Genomic DNA, 21,039 nt, shown 5'->3' with positions numbered 1-21,039 from the left:
TTTGAACCTTATAAACCTTAACTAAAAATCAAAATTAACGAAACTTTATATTTGTATGAAAATAATCTTCGCAATAACTTTGGGCAAATGTGGCTTTACTTGGTAAATTCATCAGGCAAAACAGGCATGGCTCCATTCTGTGTACAGACGAATGCTGAAACCTTTACTGCCAATTCATGTGCCTCTCTGACGCTCTTGCCCTTCAAGATGCTTGCCACGAATGCACCTGTGAATGAATCGCCTGCACCCACAGTGTCTGCCACTTCTACCTTCGGAGTCTCTATAAACGAAACTTCGCCAGGGGTGAATACGTAGCTGCCGTTTACACCGCAGGTAAGAATGAGCATCTTCAGATTGTACTTGCCCAAGAGGAGCCAGCATTTGTTCTCCAGGTCGATGCCCGGATAGCCGAAGATGCGGCTTACGGTAATCAATTCCTCGTCGTTGATCTTGAGGATGTTGCATCGCTTGATGCTCTCGGTGATAATATCCTTATCATAGAATCCCTGACGGAGATTGATGTCGAAGATCTTGAGGATTCCTTCTCCCTTAGGCATGTGGTCGAGGAAGCGGTAGATGGTGTTACGGGAAACCTCGTTACGCTGAGCCAGCGAACCGAAGCAGGCTGCGGTGCAATTCTTTGCCAACTTCTCCAGGGTTGGCGTGTAGGGGATGTTGTCCCAGGCTGCTCCCTCCTTGATGTCGTAGCAAGGAATGCCGTTGGCATCGAGTGAAACCTGGACGGTGCCTGTAGGGTAGGCTACCTTATCTATCTGATAGTTGAGATGGTGATCGTTGAGTTCCTTCTCCAGTTCCTTGCCCAGCTCATCATCGCCCATTGCGCTGACCGCACAGCTATTGAGTCCGAACTGTGAAACATGGTAAGCAAAGTTGGCAGGAGCGCCACCTAGCTTCTTTCCTTCTGGAAGCACATCGAAGAGTGCCTCACCGATACCTATCACTGATTGTTTCTTTTCCATTGTCATTTTTACTTTAAGAATGTTAGAGATGTTACTTGATTTTTGTTGCAAAGGTAGCATTTTTCAGCTACCTTCGCAAAGAAAAATCATCTAAACTTTCTGCAAACGTTCCCGCAATCGTTTCCAATTTCTGCAATCGTTTGCAGTATGTTTCTTCTCTTCAATCCTTTACTTCTTCTCTCCAGGTTTCTGTTCGAAATCGATGAGAACCTTCATGCTGGTTTCGCGATGAGTGTCGATAAACTTGTAAGCATCATCGTATTCCTCGAAGGCGAAACGGTTGCTTACGAGTGGCTTGAGGTTGACGATGCCCTTGCTTACGTAATCGATGGCTGTGAGATAATCTTCGTGGCGATACATCATTGAACCGATGAGTCTCAACTCATGCTCGCCCAGATAGAACATGCTGAGGGCTGGGTCCTTGGCAAAGACTGCCACAACCACGATGTCGCTACCTTTCTCGATGGTCTCCATCAGCGAACGGATGGAAACTTCTACACCTGCTACCTCGAAACCTACCTGATAGCCTTCCTCACCGAAAAGTTCCTGGGCTGCCTCCTTCAAGGTCTTCTTAGTGATGTTGAGGGTATGCTTGATGCCGCACTCGCGAGCCTTAGCCAGGCGGAGGTCGCTTACATCGGTAATGAGTACATTCTTGGCGCCACGGGCAATGCAGAACTGAGCTATGAGGTTGCCGATGGTTCCTGCACCGCTCACTACTACATTCTTACCCTCCACATCGGTGCGGTTGCTGGCATGGGCACCAACGGCTGAAGGCTCAATCATGGCACCATAGTCGAGGCTCATGCCTTCCGGCAACTTAGCCACGCGGTCGTCATCTACTACAAAGAAATCCTGTGCAGCACCATCTGCCTGGAAAGCCTGAACACGCAGGTGCTCACAAACATTATACTGTCCGCGCTTGCAAGGGTTGCACTTGCCGCAAACCAACTGTGGGCGAGCGGTGATGTGGTCGCCAGGCTTGCAGACGGTAACTTCGCTGCCTACAGCCATAACCACTCCAGAGTACTCATGTCCCTGAACCACTGGGTAGAAGGTGGCTGGGTGAAGACCGTGGTAAGAGTGAATCTCGCTACCGCAGATGCCGATGCGCTTGATGTTGACGAGAACCTGATGAGCAGTTAAGTCTGCTGCCTTTGGTTCTGCTACTTCCTTGAATTCGATATGCTTTGGTTCTACCAATATTGCCTGTCTCATGATTATAATGTTTTAAAAATGTTATTGTTATGTTGGTGGGATAAAAGATCCCGGTTTATCTTTATTTTTTCTTTTTATTTCTTTTTGTTTTCCAAATCTGCCATAATCTGCTTGTATTGCTTCTTGTTGAGCTTGTAGAAGCAGAGGCATCCTGCGGTGATGATCCACAAGACTCCCGGAATGGTGCTGAAGGCGTGGTGCATGATGCTCAATACTTCCGGATTCTGCATGGCATTGCTTACGTATCCTGCGCTGCCCAGGGCAATGGCGAGAAGCGATGTGCCGAGTGCCATTCCTATCTTGTTACCCAGCGAGATGAAGGCGTATTGGAATCCGTCGTTTCTGATGCCCGTCTTCCACTCGCCATACTCCACACAGTCGGGGATGATGGCATAGATGGCTGTATTGAAGCCTGAGAAGAAGAACCACGACAAAGCTGAGAACAGATAGAACATGATGGCGCTGCCGTTAGGGCTGAAGAAGTACAGACCTATCATCGTAATACCGGTGAGGAAAGCGAAGATGGCTGCCGTGAAACCCTTGTTGCCCGTTTTTCTGAATACCAGAGGGAAGCAGGCTGCACCTATGATGCTTGGCACGATGATGGCCATGGAATAGTAAGAGAAGAGCGTTGCCGAACCTTCTACATAAGTGAAATAGTAGAGCATGTCGGCATTGCGTCCGTAGTGGATGAAACCGAAGAGCAACTGTCCTAAGAGGGCAAGCAGATAGGGCTTGTTCTTCATCACGGAGCGAAGCTGCACCTTTAGAGGGAGCTTCTGTCCCACAGGAACTTCTACCACTTCCTTGGTCTTATGGAAGCAGAACAGATGGCAGGCAGCGAAGATGATGCCGTAGAGTACAGCCACAGCCAGATAACCATATTTGGTATCGCCTGCGCCAAACCAGCTGATGAGCGGAACGGTTACGATGTTGATTACTCCGATGGCCATCATGGCGCTCACCGAACGGCTGGTGTTGAGCTTGGCTCTCTCATCGATGTCTTGCGTCATGGCTCCGCAGAGTGTGCCGTAAGGCAGGTTCACGCAGGTATATCCTAGCACCAGGATGCAGTAGGTTACTGCCATATAGATAATCTTGGCGGTCTGGCTCCATTCCGGATGAGCCCAGAAGGTGAGTATCAGTACCAGTGCCGTGATAGGAGCTCCGAAGAGCAGCCATGGGCGGAATCGTCCCCATCGGGTGTGGGTCTTGTCGGTAAGTGTGCCGATGATGGGGTCGTTGATGGCATCCCAGAATCGGGAAACAAGCATCAGGGTTGCTACGGCACCCATGCTGATTCCGAACACATCGGTATAGAAAATCATGAGGAAGTTGCCCACGAACATCCAACTGAAGTTGCAGCCTACATCGCCCATGCCATAGGCGAGCTTACTGATGAAGGGAACCTTTCCCTGTGAATGATTCTCTTGCGAGTTGCTCATTTGTGAAACATTCGCTTGCATATTGTCAGCTTGCGAACTGTTTGCTTGAAATTTAGAATCTTGTTCCATATTCTTTTTCTTAGGTTTGATTGTGATACTTAATGTTGTTTATTCTTTGTCTTGTGAAGGAATAGAGCGATTTGAGAAATCGTTTTTCCTTTTCACGCTGCAAAGATAGAATGTTTTTGCTGGAAAAACAAGAAAAAAATCGGCTGTTTTTTCGCAACCGTTCCCGCAACCGTTCCCATTTTCCGCAACCGTTCCCAAAAAGATTTCTCTGTTTTTTGTTGTGGCTTTCGTAGAAAATAAGTATCTTTGCAAGCACATTCATCAAGAAACGAAAAAGAAATATGGCAAAATATGTAACCATTATGGATATTGCAAGGGAGTTGGGAATTTCCAAGTCCACAGTTTCGCGTGCCCTGTCGGGAGATACGGGTAATGTGAAGGCGGAAACCTTGAAGAAGATATTGGAGACTGCAGGACGGATGGGCTATCATCGCAACGAACTGGCTGTGAACTTTCGCCAGCAGAGTACTCATAACATCGGTATCATCATCCCCGAAATCGTAACAACGTTCTATATGACCTTTATCAATGATGCTCAAGCCATCTTGCGCAAGCAGGGGTATAAGGTGATGATTGCCATCTCTAACGAGAATCCTGAGCAGGAGAGAGAGAACATTCTGATGATGGAGCAGCTGCGTGTGGATGGCATCCTGATGAGTGCATGCGATAAGGAGCATAATGTGGACCTATATAATAAGGTGATAGAAAGAGGCATTCCCATCGTGTTTTTCGATAGAACGGTGGAGAAGGTAAAGGCTTCACAGGTGCACATGGACGATTACATTATGTCGTTTTTCATGGTGGAGGCTTTATTGCGCAAGGGGTATAAGCATATTATTCATATTCCGGGACCTGCTTATATTCGAAACAGCTATGAACGATTGAGGGGCTATAGGGATGCGCTGGAAAAGTTTCATATAGAGTATCAGGCGCAAGATGTCTTGTCGCCAGCCTTGTCGGCTGAAGAGGGTAGTTGGGTGATGGAGCGGTTCCTGGAGAAGGATGTGCCCTTTGATGCGGTCTTTGGCTTTACGGAGACTGCTGTGTTGGGAGCCAAGAGTGCTATCCAGAAGCGTGGCTTGCGCATTCCGGAGGATGTGGCACTTTGCTGCATGTCGGGCACAGCCTTGGCTACCTTGGTTCATCCTCAGTTGACGGTAGTGGAGCAGCCTATTGAGAAAATGGCGCAGGAAAGTTGCCGACTGCTGCTGGAGCATATTGCCGATGGTTATAGAAGGATAGAGGAAATTGCATTGAGAGGTGAAACCGTGATAAGGGAATCTACATAAAAAGCGGGTATGTCATTGTATTTGGATGACACACCCGCTTCTTTTATCTTTTATCTCTAAGTATTAAGAGTTTAATCTTCTTCATTCTCCAGCAAGTCGGTGCCGAGGTGAGTGGTCTGTTCACGCTTTAAACGGTCGCGCACTTCCTTAGGCTTGGTGGCGTAGGTAATCATTCGGATAGAATCGTTATAGCTTACGTACTTCCAGAGCCAGTTGAGCATTACCATTACCTTGTTCTTTACGCCAAGGATAGAGCGGAGGTGAACTACCAGCCACAATACCCAGGCAAAGAAGCCCTGGCTGTGGAACTTGCCAAGCTCTACTACAGCCTTGTGTCTTCCGATGGTAGCCATAGAACCCAGGTTCTTGTAGCGGAAAGGCTTGAGCTGGGAATCAGCGGCTCCCTCTGCGATCTTCTGGATATTCTTAGCCAGGAGTGCTGCCTGCTGAATGGCTACCTGTGCCAATTGTGGATGACCGCCAGGATAAGCTGGGTCTGTGGTCTGGATACACTGGTCGCCGATGGCAAAGAGACCGTCCATGCCAGGGATGCGGTTGAATTCATCTACTACGATTCGGAAACCACGGCCCAGATGGTCGCCATCGATACCTGTGATAGGCTGTGCCTTTACACCTGATACCCAGAGGAATGTACGGGTAGGAATCTCCTGACCGTCCTTCATCAGAACCTTGTGGTCCTTGTAGTCGGTTACCATTTTACCAAACTGTACATCCACACCCATACTGGTAAGGAATTCGTATGCTTTCTTAGAAGAGTCCTGTGACATTCCGGCGAGCAGTCTGTCGCCCGCTTCCAGAAGATAGATGTGCATCAGAGATGAGTCCATATCAGGATAATCATAAGGAATCACGTAGCGCTTCATTTCAGAGAGGGCTCCGGCAATCTCCACACCTGTGGCACCACCGCCTACAATGACCACGTTCAGGAGTTCCTGTCGCTCCTCTTCTGTGGCACAGGTCAATGCACGCTCCAGGTTACTCAGCACAGCGTTGCGCAATCCCATTGCTTCAGAAACGGTCTTCATCGGAATTGCCCATTTCTCGATGTTGGCATTGCCATAGAAATTGGTGGTGGTTCCTGCTGCGAACACCAGGTAATCGTACTCAATCTTACCGATGGAAGTCTGCAGAATCTTCTTGTCTGGGAATACGGCTCTCGCTTCTGCCATGCGGAAGTAGAAGTTCTTGCGCTTGCGGAAAATTTGGCGGAAAGGGAAGGAGATGGAACTTGGGTCGATACCTGCCGAGGCAATCTGATAGATAAGCGGAGGGAACTGATGGAAATTGTTCTTATCGATCAACACCACCTGCAGGTTTGCATTGCAGAGGTCTTCTGCCAAACGAAGACCACCGAGTCCGCCACCTACGATAACAACTCTCTTCAACTGATTTCTCTTGATATTAATACTCATAACTACTGCTGTTTGTTTGGAATTACTAAATACATATATTTGCTGAAAATTCTATTCTTAGAAGGCATATAGCCTAGTCATCGCTGAAAATTCGACTGCAAAGGTACAACTTTTTTATGAGGTGGCAAAGGAAGATGGGTAGAAATATGGGATTGAAGTTGGTTGCAATCGTTCTCATTTTATATTCTTGCAAATGATGTTGCAGAATGTAATATGCAGATAGCATTTTGGTAGTTGTTCTTGTCTTTTTCCAAGAAAAGTTTTTGATTTTGAAGGAAATGTTGTATTTTTGCATCGACAACTTCAATATTCGAACGTTTATCTTATAAAAACATAATAATGAAACATGTAACTATCAAGGATATAGCCCGTTCGCTCTGCATCTCGGTCTCCACTGTTTCCAGAGCGTTGACAGATGACAAGAACATTCGCAAGGAGACGCGCGAGATGGTGGTGGAAGAGGCAAAGCGACTCGGCTACAAGCGCAATCCGGTGGCGATGAACCTGAAGATGGGGCGTACGAATACCATAGGTGTCATCGTGCCGGAGATGCACACCCCTTATGCTTCGCAGGTGATTAACGGAATACAGGAGGTGCTCTACAAGAAGAACCAGAAGGTGATGATTGCCGAGAGCGATGAGAAGCCGGAGCGGGAATTGGAGAACCTGAAGATGATGGAGCAGTTTATGGTGGATGGCCTGATTGTGAGCCTCTGCAGCTATCGCAAGAACATCGAAATGTATCAGCAGTTGGCGGCAGATGGCATGGCGATTGTCTTCTTCGACCGCATTCCGTATGGCTTGAAGATGCCGCAGGTTGTGGTGGATGATAATGTAGATTCTTATTTCATGGTGGAGCATCTGATTCGTCTGGGCAGGAAGCGCATCGTTTATCTGCAGGGACCCGACGACATTTACAATGCCTATCAGCGAGGCTTGGGTTATCGTGAGGCGATGGAGAAATTCCATCTTTTTGATCCTTCGCTGATTGTGAAGACGGGAATGACCTTCAAGGATGGAGCCGATGCCATCGACCGCCTTATATATAATAAGGTGGAATTTGATGCCATCTTCGCCTTTACTGATACTTTGGCGATAGGTGCGCAGAATCGGCTCCGCGCTTTGGGTAATCGGGTACCGGAAGAGATTTTCGTGGCTGGTTTTTCGGGCACCGAACTATCAACCATCGTTTCTCCGCAGATTACTACCATGGAGCCTCCGCTGGAGGAGATGGGCAGAAAGGCGGCAGAACTGGTGATGGAGAAAATCAACAATCCGGAGATGGAGGACAGGCAGGTGGTGCTGAAGACCACGATGCAATGTAGGGAATCTACGGGAGAATAATCAAACTACGTAGCTCCCGGAAATCGCCAGAAAGTATTTAAAACGTTTGCAGAAATTGGGAACGTTTGCGGGAACGTTTGCAAGGTTTTTCGAAAAAAATATCTTTTTATCTCGAAAAAACGAACTATCTTTGCCATCGAAAACGAGAGACAGGCTTGCTGGAGAGACTCATCCTGGTGGCTTGCTTTCGGAAAGAGTAAACAATTAAATAATAACAGCTAACAATAAAAGAATTATGGCAAATTTAGTAAATGCAAACGCAGCAAATGCAACTCAGGTAGTGAAAGGTTATGCTTATAACCGCAGTTTGGTAAAGGCAGGTATCCTGCACTTCGGAGTAGGTAACTTCCATCGTGCTCACCTGGAGTTTATGACCAATATGCTCCTCGAGAACAATACCCAGCAGAACTGGGGTATCTGTGGAGCAATGATTCTCCCGGGTGATGAGCGCCTCTACCACGCCCTGAAGAAGCAGGATGGCGAATACACCCTTACCGTATGTGGACGTGATGACAGCATCGAGGTTTATCAGTTGGGTGCACTTGTAGAACTCTATTGGGGCATTGAGGAGCAGGAGCAGATTCTGGACAAGATTGCGTCTAAGGATATTAAGATCATCACCCTCACTATCACCGAGGGCGGATACAACATCTCTCGTCAGAGTGGCGAATTCATGCTCGACAATGCGCAGGTGGCTCACGATATCCAGAATCCAGCCAAGCCGGTTACTGCCTTTGGATATGTTGCCGAGGGATTGCGTCGCCGCAAGGCAGCAGGCAATGGTCCTATCACCATCCTTTCCTGCGATAATCTGCAGCACAATGGCAATACAGCCCGCAAGGCTTTCATGACTTTCGTGGGAGCTCAGGACAAGGAACTCGCTGCCTGGATGGAGGAGAACGTTACCTTCCCTAACTCTATGGTTGACCGTATTACTCCTGCTACCCGTCCTGCCGACATCGAGCGATTGAATGCTCAGAACGGAACCTGCGATGAGGCTCCTGTTTATTGCGAGGATTTCATCCAGTGGGTAGTAGAGGATAATTTCGCAGCCGGTCGCCCAGCATGGGAAACCGTGGGTGCTCAGATGACTGACGATGTGACTGCCTTCGAGAATATGAAGCTTTCTCTCTTGAATGCTTCTCATACATTGCTCTCTTATCCATCTTTCCTCGGCGGTTATCGCAAGGTGGATGCAGCTATGCACGATGAGAGAATCCGTAAGTTTGTACGTGCCTTCATGGATGAAGACATCACTCCTTACGTGCCAGCTCCAAAGGATACTGATCTGGAGGCATACAAGCAGTGCCTGGTAGAGCGTTTCGGCAACCGCATGGTCAGCGACCAGGTGGCTCGTCTCTGCTTCGATGGTGCCAGCAAGTTCCCTGTTTATGTGATGCCGAATCTGGAGAAGATGATTGCTGATGATGCTTCTGGCAAGCGTCAGGATGTGGAGTTCAAGCGTGTGGCTTACCTCTTTGCTGCTTACCGTCATTATCTGAAGTATCAGGTAGATGACAATGGCGATGCTTTCGAAGTGGCTGATCCATGGCTCACCGTTGATGACCATAAGGCCATCGACAGCGATGATGCGCTCGATTTCCTTGGCATTTCAGCCTTTACAAGCACCGATCTCAAGGCAGCTTCTCATTTTGTAGAGCTTTACCTGAAGATGGTGGAAGACATCAAGGCAAAGGGTGCCATGAAGGTTTTGGAAGAAGAAATCTTGTAATTTATGAAACAATCGATAACACTCAGGAGTGCAGGACCTTTCCTCCTCCTGACATTCATCTATTTTATAGTGGGCTTTCTCACAACCGTCAACGGTCAGTGTCAGGGTCCCTTGAAGATAGCCTTCCTCTCGGAGGTTACCACTACCAGGAACTCCCTGGCTACGATCATCTCCTTCGCTTTCTTCCTGGGCTATCTGCTCAATAGTGCGAAGACAGGACGCTTGCTGAATAAGGTGGGCTATAAGAAGACGCTCATCCGTTCGATGCTGGTCATGGTGCTGGGACTTGCCTTCTATCTTGCTTCGGCGCTGATTGCTGAATATTGGGGTGGGGCAGGTGTGCATATTTCTCAGGATTTTGTACCATTCGGATATTTCATTTTCCTTTTCGGTTCCTATCTGATGGGTACGTCTGCGGCAATGCTTCAAGTGGTTATCAATCCATACATAGCTGCCTATCCTTTGCCGGGCACTCAACCCGTGCAGCGTATGAACTTCACTTGTGCGGTGAATTCATTCGGAACAACCATCGCTCCTTTCTTTGTAACGGGCGTGATGTTTGCCGGCGTTTCCCTGGATCGTGTTTCTGCCGATCAGCTCACCATTCCTTTTCTGGTGATGATGCTCATCATTGCCTTAACAACATGGAGCACTTCCAAGGCGAATCTTCCTGACATTGAGGGTACAAGAGAGGAGACTCAAGATGTGGAATCTGAAGGAAAGACAACTCCTTCTGATGATTCCAGAAATGCGAAGAAACGCAGCATCTGGTCGTTCCGCCATTTGAAATATGGTGTGATTACTATCTTCTTCTATGTGGGAACCGAGGTGGGAATCGGCAACAATATGAATCTTCATGCGATGGATTTGATGGGACATGGTTACGATCTTTCTCCAGCCCTTCTTGCCACACTCTATTGGGGAGGATTCATGATAGGTAGAATGGTTTCTGCCGGTTTGAAGAATGTGGCACCTCGCCCTATGCTCATCACCGTTACGGTGGCGGCAATCGTATTGATGGCCATTTCCATGCTTACCGAAAATCTCTGGTTGATGGCTGCTGTGGGATTATTTCATAGTGTGATGTGGAGTTGCATCTTCACCTTGGCTGTGGATGGCTTGAAGGAATATACTTCCAAGGCTTCGGGTGTGTTTATGATGGGTGTTTTCGGTGGTGCAGTATTCCCTGTGCTTCAGGGGTTGCTTGCCGATTATATCGGTTCATGGCAGTTCACCTGGCTCGTTCCTCTCTTCTGCGAGTTCGTCATCCTCTGGTACGGACTTGTGGGGTATAAGAAGCAGGAGGCATAAAAGACATTAGTAAGACATAAATTAAGAAGGATATCAAAAACTCGGGATGTTTCCTTTTTCGAAGCATTCCGAGTTTTTTATTTTTAAGAGTTATTCCGCAATCAAATGAATCATTCCGCAATCAGATGAATTATTCTGCAATCTGATGAATCACATAGGTAACTACGCCCCAGATCATGAATCGGTTGGTCTCATCTACCCGGATTGGGGAGAAGTTTTTGTTCCATGGGATGAGCCAGCCGAAGGCACCGCTCTCATCCATCTTGAATTGCTTGATGGTGAATTCGCCATCCACGAAGGCGATGACGAAGTTGCCGTTGGAGGGTTCAATCTGTCTATCTACGATGGCTAGGTCACCATCGAGAATGCCTGCATCCTGCATGCTGTCGCCTGAAACACGAACATAGAAAGTGGCCTCACGATGGCGAACCAGAATATCGTTGAGGTCTATCTCTCCCTCCATATAGTCTTGTGCCGGCGAAGGGAAGCCTGCCTTTACGCTTTGCTCTGCCAGCGGAATCGGCATCTTGGCTCCGAATTCCGCAGGGTGAAATGTCAGTCTTATCTTGTTATCGTTATTCTTGTTCATCTTGTTTCCTTATTTATTTTCTTAGTTTATGGAGCCCATTTTTAGAAAGAGGCTCATTCTGAATCTCATTGAGTTTTCACTTTCAGAATCTCATGAATATCCGTGGTAAACCGCTTCGACATATATTCCCGTTTCAAGTCGAATCGGCAACCATTTCCTTGTACAGCTTGACGGATGATTCCATAGCCATTCTTCCGGTTGATGGCATCGATGGCCTCCATCAGCGCTTTTTGCTTGCTTCGGTCGATAGGGTCGAAGAGGTCTTGCTGGCGAGGACTGTCGGGCGAGATTTGCCACAGGATGACGCCTGCTTTCTTGAAATTAAATGACATTCCTGGTCGGTCGGGTCTGCTGTCAGCCATTGGTTTGGGATATCTGGCTCTGAGGATAGTGAGTGCGGCGCCCACGATTTCATCCTGAGCATTGGTGGCGATGGGCAGGGTGAGGGAATCGTGGATGGTGTATTCCGGCACGTTTTCGTTGAATCTTGAAGTCCAGGCAAACACCGTAATTCCCTGGCACACGCTGCCCTGATGTCGCAGCTTTTCGGCGCAGCGCACGGCGAAATTAGCCACGGCTTCTTCTACCACATCCTTATCGCTGATGCCTTCACCGGCAAAGCTCCGGCTGGTGCAGATACTCTTCTTCTGCGGCAGTTCCTCAATGCTGATGCAGCTTTCGCCATTCAGTTCCTTCCACGTTCTCATCGTGGTGATGTTGAAATGACTGCGCACCCAACTCTCTTTTTTATCAGCAAACTGAGCTGCAGTCCGGATACCCATATAATCTAATTTTCGGGCAATCTGTCTTCCGATTCCCCATACATCTTCTATCGGGAACAGCGACAAAGCTTTGTGTCTCCGTTCATCCGTATCAATGAGACAGCAGCCCTGATAGCCCTTGTATTTCTTGGCGAATTTGGAACCGATTTTCGCCAGGGTTTTCGTTTCTGCGATTCCGATGGAGATGGGGATTCCCACGGCTCGTAGCACATCGGCAGAAATCCTGGCGCCGTATTGTTGGAGGAGGGAACCATCTGTGACGGAAGAAAGGTTTTCCACCTCGAAGAAGCTTTCGTCTATGGAGTACTGGTCGATGTGCGGCGAGTAGTGCGAGAGCATCGACATTACCCTGTTGGAGAGTGAGCCATAGAGTGTATAGTTGCTGGAGAAGATAGCCACGCCTTCAGCCTCCAGTTTTTCCTTTACCTGATAGAACGGATCGCCCATCTTATAGCCCAGCGCCTTGGCTTCTTCAGAGCGTGCAATGACGCACCCGTCGTTGTTGCTCAAAACAACCACGGGCTTTCCTATCAGGTCGGGGCGAAACACTCGTTCGCACGAACAGTAGAAGTTATTGCAGTCGGCTAATCCTATCATTCCTTATGTATTCTTTCCTTAATGTATTCTTTTGGTGCTGCAAAAATACAAAAAATATTCGAAACTCTAGTCTCTATCCAAGATTATATTTTTTTCTGTGTTTTTTTAGAGAAAAACTTTGTTATTCCGCGATTTATGCTTACCTTTGCACCCGCAATTGGTTCGCAGTCGCCACGTGCCGCTATAGGAATGGGGGTGGACTGCGATTAAAAGGGAATCGGGTGAGAAGCCCGGACAGTCCCGCTGCTGTAAACATCTTCTTCCGAAATGAGGGGCACGAATGCCACCGGGGAAGAACAGGCAAGCATTTAAAAGGTCACTGACATTTTTTCGGGAAGACCGCTTGTCTGATGGATGTAAGTCAGAAGACCTGCCGTTGCCGTCCTTTCTTATCACTGCGCCCTGCAGCTGATAGGAAGATGATTTCATCCAACCCCGTGGGATGGGTTCGTGATGAAGAAAATAGAAACAACAGAATGAAGAAAAAGAAAAGAATAACGCATGTAGCCCTGATAGGCGCCATGTGGATGAGCGGTTTTTCTACCCTCCAGGCTCAGCATCTTGAACCGGTTCGGGCAGGAAAGCAGGCTCCGGTAAGCGATTCCCTTCGTACTCGCACGCAGCATCTGGATGATGTGGAGGTGAGAGCGAAGAAGCCCCGTAGTGCCCTATCGAGCGTGACTCCTGTACAGACCATCACCAGTTCTGAACTTCAGTTGCTGGGCATTACCTCAGTGGGAGATGCTGCCAAACGAATGGCTGGAGTGCAGGTGCGTGACTATGGTGGAATCGGTGGACTGCAGACGGTGAGTGTGAGAAGTTTGGGCGCCTGCCATACGGCGGTGAGCTACGATGGAATCGTGGTGAGCAATATGCAGGCAGGACAGATTGACGTGTCGAGATATTCGCTTTCCAATATTCGCCAGCTCTCGGTAGCAATCGGGCAGGGTAGCGACCTGATGCAGTCGGCTCGGCATTATGCTTCGGCTGGAATCCTGAGCATCGAAAACCGTGGGATAGACTGGACTTCTCCGCAGCCCTGGCAGCTGAAAGTGAACGCCAAGACAGGCTCCTGGGGCTTGTTCACGCCTTCCCTTCAATATAGTCAGCGGCTTAGCAGTCAGACAGCTCTTACCTTCGACGCCAATATGGTGAGGGCAGATGGAGTCTATCCTTTCACGATTCAGAACGGAAGATACAAGGAGCACCACAAGCGCTATAATTCTGATATCCTGTCGGGGCAGGGAGAGGTGAATCTCTTCCATCGTTGGGATAAAAACGAACTTTCTGCCAAGGTATCCTATTACAATTCCAAACGTGGATTGCCGGGAGTGGTGATTCTCTACAATTCTGATGCTGAAGAGCGGATGTGGGATGAGAGCTGCTTCGCTCAGATGGTCTGGAAATCGCAGCTGGCTCCCCGTCTTGCGCTGAACGCAAGGTTGAAATACGCTCATACGTGGTCGAAATATGAAGATTACAATGTGAAATATCAGGGAGGAAAGCTGACGGATATTGCCCGGCAGAATGAGTATTATGCCTCTGCCACGATAGGTTATGATCTGGGGTGGGGATGGACAACGGCACTTGCCGAAGATTTCTCCATCGGCGATCTTCGCACCAATGTTGTTTCACAGCCTAATCCTACCCGTTACTCATCGCAGACCGCCTGGTCGCTGAGATGGAAATGGCAGAGATGGCAGGTGGATGGGAATCTTGTAGGAACCTACATTTCCGAAAAGGCTTCAAAAGAGGATAAAGGCTCTTCCGGCTCATCCTCTTCAGTAAATGCCCGGATTCCTGCCGACCGAAAGCGGATTTCGCCAAGTGTAGCCATGAACTATCGTCTGCTTGCAGATGAAACGCTCTATCTCAGGGCGATGATGAAGAGCACCTATCGCGTGCCGACTTTCACGGATATGTATTACCTGCACATCGGCAATACGAATCTCAAACCTGAGAATGCTACGGAATGGAACCTCGGTGTAACTTGGGCGCATCAGTTTGGAGGGAAATCGCTGCGAAATCCGGCTCGTGGAATCAGTCTGCAAGCCACTTTCGACACCTATTATAATAAGGTGACGGATAAGATTGTGGCTTTCCCGACTACCTATGTATGGAAGATGGTGAATTTCGGACGAGTAGAAATCAAGGGCGTAGATGCTACACTTTCGCTCGGTGTTCCGATGGGACAGAAGATGGCTTTGGATGTGGATGCTTCCTATACCTATCAGTATGCGGTGGATAAGACGGATAGCAAAAAGAGTTATTACCGCCATCAGTTGCCTTATACGCCTCGCCATTCGGGCAATGTTTCTGCCGTATGGAGCAATCCCTGGGTGTCTGTGGGATGGCAGATGCAGGCTGTGGGCGAGCGATGGAGTATGATACAGTGCACGGATGAATATCGGATGAAAGCGTATCAGGAGCATACTTTCACCTTGTCGAGGGAGTTTTCGCTCGGAAAGAGAAAGAAGAATACTGAGTCGGGAAATGGATCAAGAGAAAATGCTTTTAATGGAAAAGCTTCAGAAGAAAGTGCCCTTTATAGGAATGCTTCAGAAGAAAGTACTCTTAATAGAAATGCTTCAAGAAGGGATTTTCCAAGGGGCAGCGTCCTGAAACTCAGTTTCTCCCTGCTCAATGCCTTCAACAAGCAATATGAGGTAATTAAGTATTATCCGATGCCGGGCAGGAGTTGGCAAGCCACAGCTTCGCTTACCTTGTAGAAAGCCGGATGGGAGGAAAACGGAATAGAAATCTGAATAGAAATCAGAATAGTGATCCGAATAGAAAACTGAAAGTGAGAAAAAATAATATTCAATATAACAAATAGAGAATGAAAATGAAAAAAATGAAATTGAGAAGTTTGTTTATGGCAATCATCTGCGGATTGATGATTGCTGCTGGTTTTACATCATGTAGTGATGATGAGGAGGATAATTCATGGAAGGAGGGATCTAAGGTAGATCTTCCTCAGTATCGTGCCTTCGTTCTGTCAGAGGGTGGCTATGGTAAGAACAATAGCCACCTCTTCTTTGTAGATCCTCAGACTGATCAGCCTTCTGAGAATGATATCTATTTGACTCAGAATGGTCAGGGATTGGGCGATACTGCCAATGATATGATAGAGGAAGATGGTTACATCTATGTGGTAGTAAATGTTTCCAAGAAACTCCTGAAGCTGAATGGTTCTGGTGTTCAGCAGGCAGAGTACAGCTTTGATGAGAAGTTGGGTGAGCCTCGCTACATCTGCGAAGACGATGGTAAGCTCTATGTTTCCAGCTATGGTGGCTATGTAAGCCGTTTCGATGCAAAGACCTTGGCTTTGGAGGCTTCTGTAAAGGTAGATGCTAACCCAGAGGAGCTTGTTGAGGAAGATGATGTAATCTACGTAGTATGTTCTGGTTATGGCGCTGGCAAGACTCTCTGCACCATCAATACCAAGACTTTCGACAAGGCTGAGTCTATTGAAATCGTCAACAATCCTCAGCGTATCGTTGAGAGTGATGATCATATCTACGTTCTTGCTGGCAGCCCATCTTATAATCCTGCCAACTACGATTATTCTACAGCTGTCTATACTTACAATCCTCAGACTAAGAAGTGTGATTATATTGCCAACGCTACCAAGATGATGGCTCATGACGGCAACCTCTACTTCACCAATTCTACATCACCTGATTATGTGACTTACACCACCACCTACAACATCTACGATGCTAAGAGCAAGCAGGTTTCTACCTGGAATCTGAAGAATATCCCAGCTGAAGTAGCTGGTAACACTGTATATATGATTGAGCGCAATCCATACGATGGCAGTTTCTATCTCGCATATACAGACTATGCTAGCAACAGCACCATCTGCCACTTTACTGCTGCAGGTGAGTACAAGAGCAAGTTTGATGCAGGTGGCATTAATGCCAACTCAATGTTGTTCTTGAGATAATCAGCTTGTGAAGAATGAAATCCTATGAAAAGTAGGAAATTCCAGAAAATCATAGGAGGATAAGAAGGAAAATCCCCGAAAGGCTTGGGCTTTTCGGGGATTTTTTGTAATTTTGCCTTATATTAATAAGATAAAAACGAAATGGTATGAAAAATATGTTGGCATTGAGCCAGGAACGTTTCTCGGCTCGCAAGTTTACCTCCGAGGCAGTAAGTCAGGAGGATGTGGATTACATCATGGAGTGTGTGCGACTGGCTCCATCGGCAGTGAACAGACAGCCTTGGCATTGGCTCATCGTCCGCTCGGATGAGGCTAAGGAGAAACTCCAGGAGTGCTACGACCGTGAGTGGTTCAAGACAGCCCCAATGTATGTTGTGGGAATGAAGAACGTGAATGAGAACTGGGTTCGCAGATACGATGAGAAGCCTCATGGAGATATTGACGTGGCAATAGCTGCCGAGCACCTCTGTCTGGCTGCTACAGAAAGAGGACTGGGCACCTGCTGGGTCTGCAATTATGATACAGACAAGATGCAGCAGTTTTTCCCTCGCGAAGGTTTCGAGGCTGTAGTGATCATCCCTCTCGGTCATATTGCTGAGGATTGTCCTCATGCCGAGAAGAAGCGCAAGGAAATGAACGAGATCGTGGAAGAAATCTAAAAAACGAAGCTAATGGAAATGAACGAAGAATCCATCCTGGCATGGAACATCATAGAAAAGACCAGCGCTAACCTCTTCCTTACGGGCAAGGCAGGCACAGGTAAAACAACCTTCTTGAAACAGCTTAAGGAGAAGTCGCCTAAACGAATGGTTGTGCTTGCCCCAACAGGTATTGCCGCCATCAACGCCGGAGGAATGACCATTCATTCGTTCTTCCAGCTTCCTTTTTCGCCATATATTCCGGGTACAACCTTCGGAAGTGGCGAACAGAAACGCTATCAGTTCAGCAAACTCAAGCGAAACATCATCCGAAGCATCGACCTGCTGGTCATCGATGAAATCAGTATGGTACGCAGCGATTTGCTCGACGCCATCGACTCCGTGCTTCGTCAGTACCGCAAGCGTCACGACCTTCCTTTCGGCGGTGTGCAGCTCCTGATGATAGGCGATCTGCAGCAGTTGGCACCAGTGGTTACGGCACAGGAGGAACAGCTTCTGAAAGAGCATTACGATACTCCTTTCTTCTTCAGCAGCAATGCGCTGAAGCAGGTAGGCTATCTTACCGTAGAGCTCAAGAAGGTTTATCGCCAGCAGGACGAGCAGTTTATCTCCCTGCTCAACCAGATCAGGGAGAACAGGGCTTCGGATGCTACCTTGCAGGCATTGAACCAGCGTTTTATCCCTAATTTCGAACCGCCGAAGAACAGTAACTTCATCCGCCTGACCACTCATAATGCGCCAGCCCAGCAGATTAATGAGCAGCAGCTTGCCGCTTTGCCATCCAGGGCTTTTTCCTATACGGCAGAGGTAGAGGATAACTTCCCGGAATCATCTTATCCGGCTGATTTCATGCTCACCCTGAAGCCTGGAGCACAGGTGATGTTTATCAAGAACGACCCGCAGCACCGCTTCTATAATGGTATGATTGGTGAGGTTATCGGTGTGAAACCCGATGAAGAAGGAGATAAGATCATCGTGCGCAGCAAGGATTCTGATGAGGAGTTTGAGCTGGAGAAGATGGAGTGGGTGAATGCGAAATATACGATCAATGAGGAGACCAAGGAGATAGAGGAGACGGTAGAGGGAAAATTCCGACAGTATCCTTTGCGCCTGGCTTGGGCGATTACCATCCACAAGAGTCAGGGCCTTACCTTCGAACACGCCATCATTGATGCTTCCCATTCCTTTACCCATGGTCAGACCTACGTGGCTTTGAGCCGCTGCAAGACTTTGGAGGGAATGGTGCTCAGTCAGCCTCTGTCTCGTGGAGCCATCATCAGCAGTCAGACGGTGGATGCTTTCAATAGTCAACTTGCTGCGCCTACCCAGGAGCAGATCAGCTATCTGGAGCAGCAATACGTGCTTCACTGCATCGGCGAACTTTTTGATTTCTATGCTATTAGCGGAAGTTACGAGCATCTGATGCGCTGTCTGGTAGAATTCTTCAACAGCAAATATCCTCGTGTGGTGAGCGAGTATCAGAAGTTGCAGGTGGTGCTGAAGAGTCTGATAGGTGTTTCTGATAAGTTCCGTCTGCAATATACCCGCATGCTTTCCCAGAATCCTGATATCCTTCAGGCAGAACTGCAGGAGCGTATTCACAAGGGTGCTGAGTATTTCTCTGATAAGATAGGTATTCTGAGCGATTTGATCAGAAAGTCGAATCTCGATACGGATAATAAGGTGGCAAAGAAACAGTTCCAGGACCGCTTCTCAGTCTTTTCTGAGGATGTGAAGTTGAAGGAACGTCTTTTGAAATACGAGCGCAGTGCTGTGTTTACGGTGACTGATTATCTGAAGAAGAAGGCTCAGTTCATGCTGTTGGATGAAATGGGCGAAGGTGCGTCTTCAAGTGCCGGTTATGGTTCTGGTAGAAAAACCAGAAAATCGAAGAAATCGAATGAACCGAAGGAACCGAAGATTCCAACCAAGGAGGTGAGTTTCAATCTTTATCAGCAGGGTATGACTGTGGATCAGATTGCTGCAGAACGTGGCTTTACCAAAGGCACCATCATCGGTCATCTTACCTCATACGTAAAGGAAGGAAAGGTTGGATTGCGTGCGTTGATTTCTAGTGCCCACGAAAAGAAAATCCGTGAATTTATGGAGGCTCATCCCGAGATGGAGCATTTCAGCGAAATCAAGGAAGCACTGGGAGCCGGCATTGATTATTACGAAATCAAACTGGTACGTGATTTAATGGAGGAGGAATAAAGGTCTTCCTCTACCTTATTATAATATAATAGCCGTAACTATGCAGAAGTAGTTACGGCTATTGTTTTCTTAATGATCTAGAATTGTCTTTTCTAGCTGGTCTAGAGTTGGGCTACAGCCTTTTCCAACTGTTGCAAAGCCTGCTTGAGAATGCTTCTAGGGGTTGCAACGTTCAGTCGCATGAAGCCTTCGCCGCCAGGACCGAACATTTCACCATCATTCAGCGCCAGGTGCGCCTTGTCGATGAATAAATCGAGAAGCGCATCGTGGGAGAGATGCAGGTCTCGGCAGTTGAGCCAGACTAGGAAGGAAGCCTGTGGGCGCAACGGACGAATGCCCGGAATATGCTCGCGGCAGTAATCTTCTACGAATCGGATGTTGTCTTCTATGTAGGCAAGCATCTTCTTTCTCCATTCCTCACCCTTGCGGAAAGCAGCGATGGTGGCGATAGGAGCGAAGAGGGTTGGCTCATCCAGTTCGTTGGCACTCAGCCAAGGATAGAATTTCCTGCGGATTTCTTCGTTTGGAACGATGGCGTAGCTGCTTACGATTCCTGCAATGTTGAAGGTCTTGGAAGGAGCCTGGAAGGTGATGCTGATGTTGCGCGCTTTGTCGGAAACCGAAGCAAATGGGATGTGCTTGTGTCCGAACAGAGCCATGTCTGCATGAATCTCATCGCTGATAACGAGCAGATGATGTTCGTAGCAGAAGTCGGCAAGTCGCTGCAGGGTTTCCTTGCTCCAGGTAATACCGCCCGGATTATGAGGATTGCAGAGAATCAGGATCTTGCACTTCTCATCATAGATTTTCTCCAGGTTTTCGAAGTCCATCTCGTAATATCCATCCTCCTTCATCTTCAGCGGATTGAAGACCACCTCTCTGCCGTTGCCCTCTGGAGTGAGGCGGAATGGGTGATAAACGGGTGGCTGGATGATGACTTTCTCATCAGGACGGGTGAAGACATTCACCACGAGTCCGATACCTTTTACAATACCTGGAATGAAGCGGATCCACTCTCGCTTCACATCCCACTGGTGGTGGTCATGCACCCAGTCGATGATGCTGGGCAGATAATCTTCCGGCTCCATGGTGTAGCCGAAAAGAGAGTGTTCCAATCTTGCTTTGAGGGCATCTGTAATGAAAGATGGGGTCTCGAAATCCATATCGGCTACCCAGAGTGGCAGCAGGTCATCTCGTCCCCAGCGGGGCAGCAGGGCGCCATGCTTCAGGTCGTCGCTGCCCGAACGGTCTATAATCTTATCGAAATCGTACATTTTTTTAATCTTTAACTTTAAATACCGGGCAATATACAAAGCTTTTGCCCTTACAGGGCGCCTTACAGATTGCCATTATACCCAGGGCGATGCCCTGGGCTGTAAGCTTTTTGGGCCTTCAGCCCGTACTTAAACCACTTGCGAAACTTGAGTT

Annotated in this window: 15 protein-coding genes and 1 riboswitch; of the genes, 8 read left to right on the top strand and 7 right to left on the bottom strand. The window is 48.0% G+C overall.

The genetic code is table 11. The features are described 5' to 3' along the window. Positions 1-95: 95 nt before the first annotated feature. The 3 genes from CFT61_RS09450 to CFT61_RS09440 all read right to left on the bottom strand — a co-directional run bounded on the left by CFT61_RS09450 (position 96) and on the right by CFT61_RS09440 (position 3,712). Positions 96-980, bottom strand: coding sequence for a carbohydrate kinase family protein (locus CFT61_RS09450; RefSeq protein WP_089544189.1), 885 nt, complete (start codon positions 978-980; stop codon positions 96-98). Positions 981-1,148: 168 nt separating this feature from the next. Beyond that, on the bottom strand, positions 1,149-2,198 hold the full coding sequence (locus tag CFT61_RS09445; RefSeq protein ID WP_089544188.1) for a zinc-dependent alcohol dehydrogenase: 1,050 nt from the start codon (positions 2,196-2,198) through the stop codon (positions 1,149-1,151). A 74-nt stretch (positions 2,199-2,272) separates the two neighbouring features. After that, positions 2,273-3,712 (bottom strand): MFS transporter, encoded by a 1,440-nt coding sequence (locus CFT61_RS09440; protein ID WP_254918921.1) that lies wholly within the window; start codon positions 3,710-3,712, stop codon positions 2,273-2,275. A 236-nt stretch (positions 3,713-3,948) separates the two neighbouring features. Here CFT61_RS09440 and CFT61_RS09430 point away from each other — a divergent pair, with 236 nt between their 5' ends. Continuing rightward, positions 3,949-5,001: a LacI family DNA-binding transcriptional regulator gene (locus tag CFT61_RS09430; RefSeq protein WP_367379339.1), complete on the top strand. Its 1,053-nt coding sequence runs from the start codon at positions 3,949-3,951 to the stop codon at positions 4,999-5,001. A gap of 71 nt (positions 5,002-5,072) precedes the next feature. On the opposite strand, the gene CFT61_RS09425 is transcribed toward CFT61_RS09430, so the two are convergent. After that, positions 5,073-6,434: an NAD(P)/FAD-dependent oxidoreductase gene (locus CFT61_RS09425; RefSeq protein WP_089544184.1), complete on the bottom strand. Its 1,362-nt coding sequence runs from the start codon at positions 6,432-6,434 to the stop codon at positions 5,073-5,075. Positions 6,435-6,773: 339 nt separating this feature from the next. Here CFT61_RS09425 and CFT61_RS09420 point away from each other — a divergent pair, with 339 nt between their 5' ends. The 3 genes from CFT61_RS09420 (at position 6,774) to CFT61_RS09410 (ending at position 10,821) form a co-directional block, all read left to right on the top strand. Then, positions 6,774-7,778 carry a LacI family DNA-binding transcriptional regulator gene (locus CFT61_RS09420; protein ID WP_089544183.1) on the top strand — a complete coding sequence of 335 codons (1,005 nt, stop codon included), beginning with the start codon at positions 6,774-6,776 and terminating at the stop codon, positions 7,776-7,778. 280 nt (positions 7,779-8,058) lie between these two features. Further along, positions 8,059-9,510 (top strand): mannitol dehydrogenase family protein, encoded by a 1,452-nt coding sequence (locus CFT61_RS09415; RefSeq protein WP_176425567.1) that lies wholly within the window; start codon positions 8,059-8,061, stop codon positions 9,508-9,510. A 3-nt stretch (positions 9,511-9,513) separates the two neighbouring features. After that, entirely contained in the window at positions 9,514-10,821 is a 1,308-nt protein-coding gene (locus CFT61_RS09410; protein WP_089544181.1) for an MFS transporter, read from the top strand. Positions 10,822-10,951: 130 nt separating this feature from the next. On the opposite strand, the gene CFT61_RS09405 is transcribed toward CFT61_RS09410, so the two are convergent. Next, positions 10,952-11,410 carry a LexA family protein gene (locus tag CFT61_RS09405; protein ID WP_176425564.1) on the bottom strand — a complete coding sequence of 153 codons (459 nt, stop codon included), beginning with the start codon at positions 11,408-11,410 and terminating at the stop codon, positions 10,952-10,954. A 65-nt stretch (positions 11,411-11,475) separates the two neighbouring features. Beyond that, a complete protein-coding gene (locus CFT61_RS09400; protein ID WP_089544180.1) occupies positions 11,476-12,789 on the bottom strand; it encodes a Y-family DNA polymerase in 1,314 nt (437 codons plus the stop codon). Positions 12,790-12,930: 141 nt separating this feature from the next. After that, positions 12,931-13,180: riboswitch (cobalamin riboswitch) on the top strand. On the opposite strand from CFT61_RS09400, the gene CFT61_RS09395 reads away from it, so the two are divergent. The 4 genes from CFT61_RS09395 (at position 13,140) to CFT61_RS09380 (ending at position 19,611) form a co-directional block, all read left to right on the top strand. Continuing rightward, positions 13,140-15,518 (top strand): TonB-dependent receptor plug domain-containing protein, encoded by a 2,379-nt coding sequence (locus CFT61_RS09395; protein WP_176425563.1) that lies wholly within the window; start codon positions 13,140-13,142, stop codon positions 15,516-15,518. It overlaps the preceding riboswitch by 41 nt. Positions 15,519-15,634: 116 nt before the next feature. Continuing rightward, entirely contained in the window at positions 15,635-16,738 is a 1,104-nt protein-coding gene (locus CFT61_RS09390) for a YncE family protein (protein WP_142990604.1), read from the top strand. 146 nt (positions 16,739-16,884) lie between these two features. Beyond that, positions 16,885-17,397, top strand: a complete 513-nt coding sequence (locus CFT61_RS09385; RefSeq protein ID WP_089544177.1) for a nitroreductase family protein — start codon at positions 16,885-16,887, stop codon at positions 17,395-17,397. A gap of 12 nt (positions 17,398-17,409) precedes the next feature. Further along, positions 17,410-19,611, top strand: a complete 2,202-nt coding sequence (locus CFT61_RS09380; RefSeq protein WP_089544176.1) for a helix-turn-helix domain-containing protein — start codon at positions 17,410-17,412, stop codon at positions 19,609-19,611. 101 nt (positions 19,612-19,712) lie between these two features. Here the strand turns inward: CFT61_RS09380 and CFT61_RS09375 are convergent, their stop codons facing one another. Then, the gene (locus CFT61_RS09375) at positions 19,713-20,894 is read right to left on the bottom strand and encodes a MalY/PatB family protein (protein WP_089544203.1); all 1,182 of its coding nucleotides are present in this window, start codon (positions 20,892-20,894) and stop codon (positions 19,713-19,715) included. Between the last annotated feature and the right edge of the window lie 145 nt (positions 20,895-21,039).

This window comes from Segatella copri (genome assembly GCF_002224675.1).
In the GTDB taxonomy this organism is placed as follows: Bacteria; Bacteroidota; Bacteroidia; order Bacteroidales; family Bacteroidaceae; genus Prevotella; species Prevotella copri_U.
Note: the sequence above shows the minus strand (reverse complement) of the source record. Positions and strands in the feature narration are given on the sequence as shown.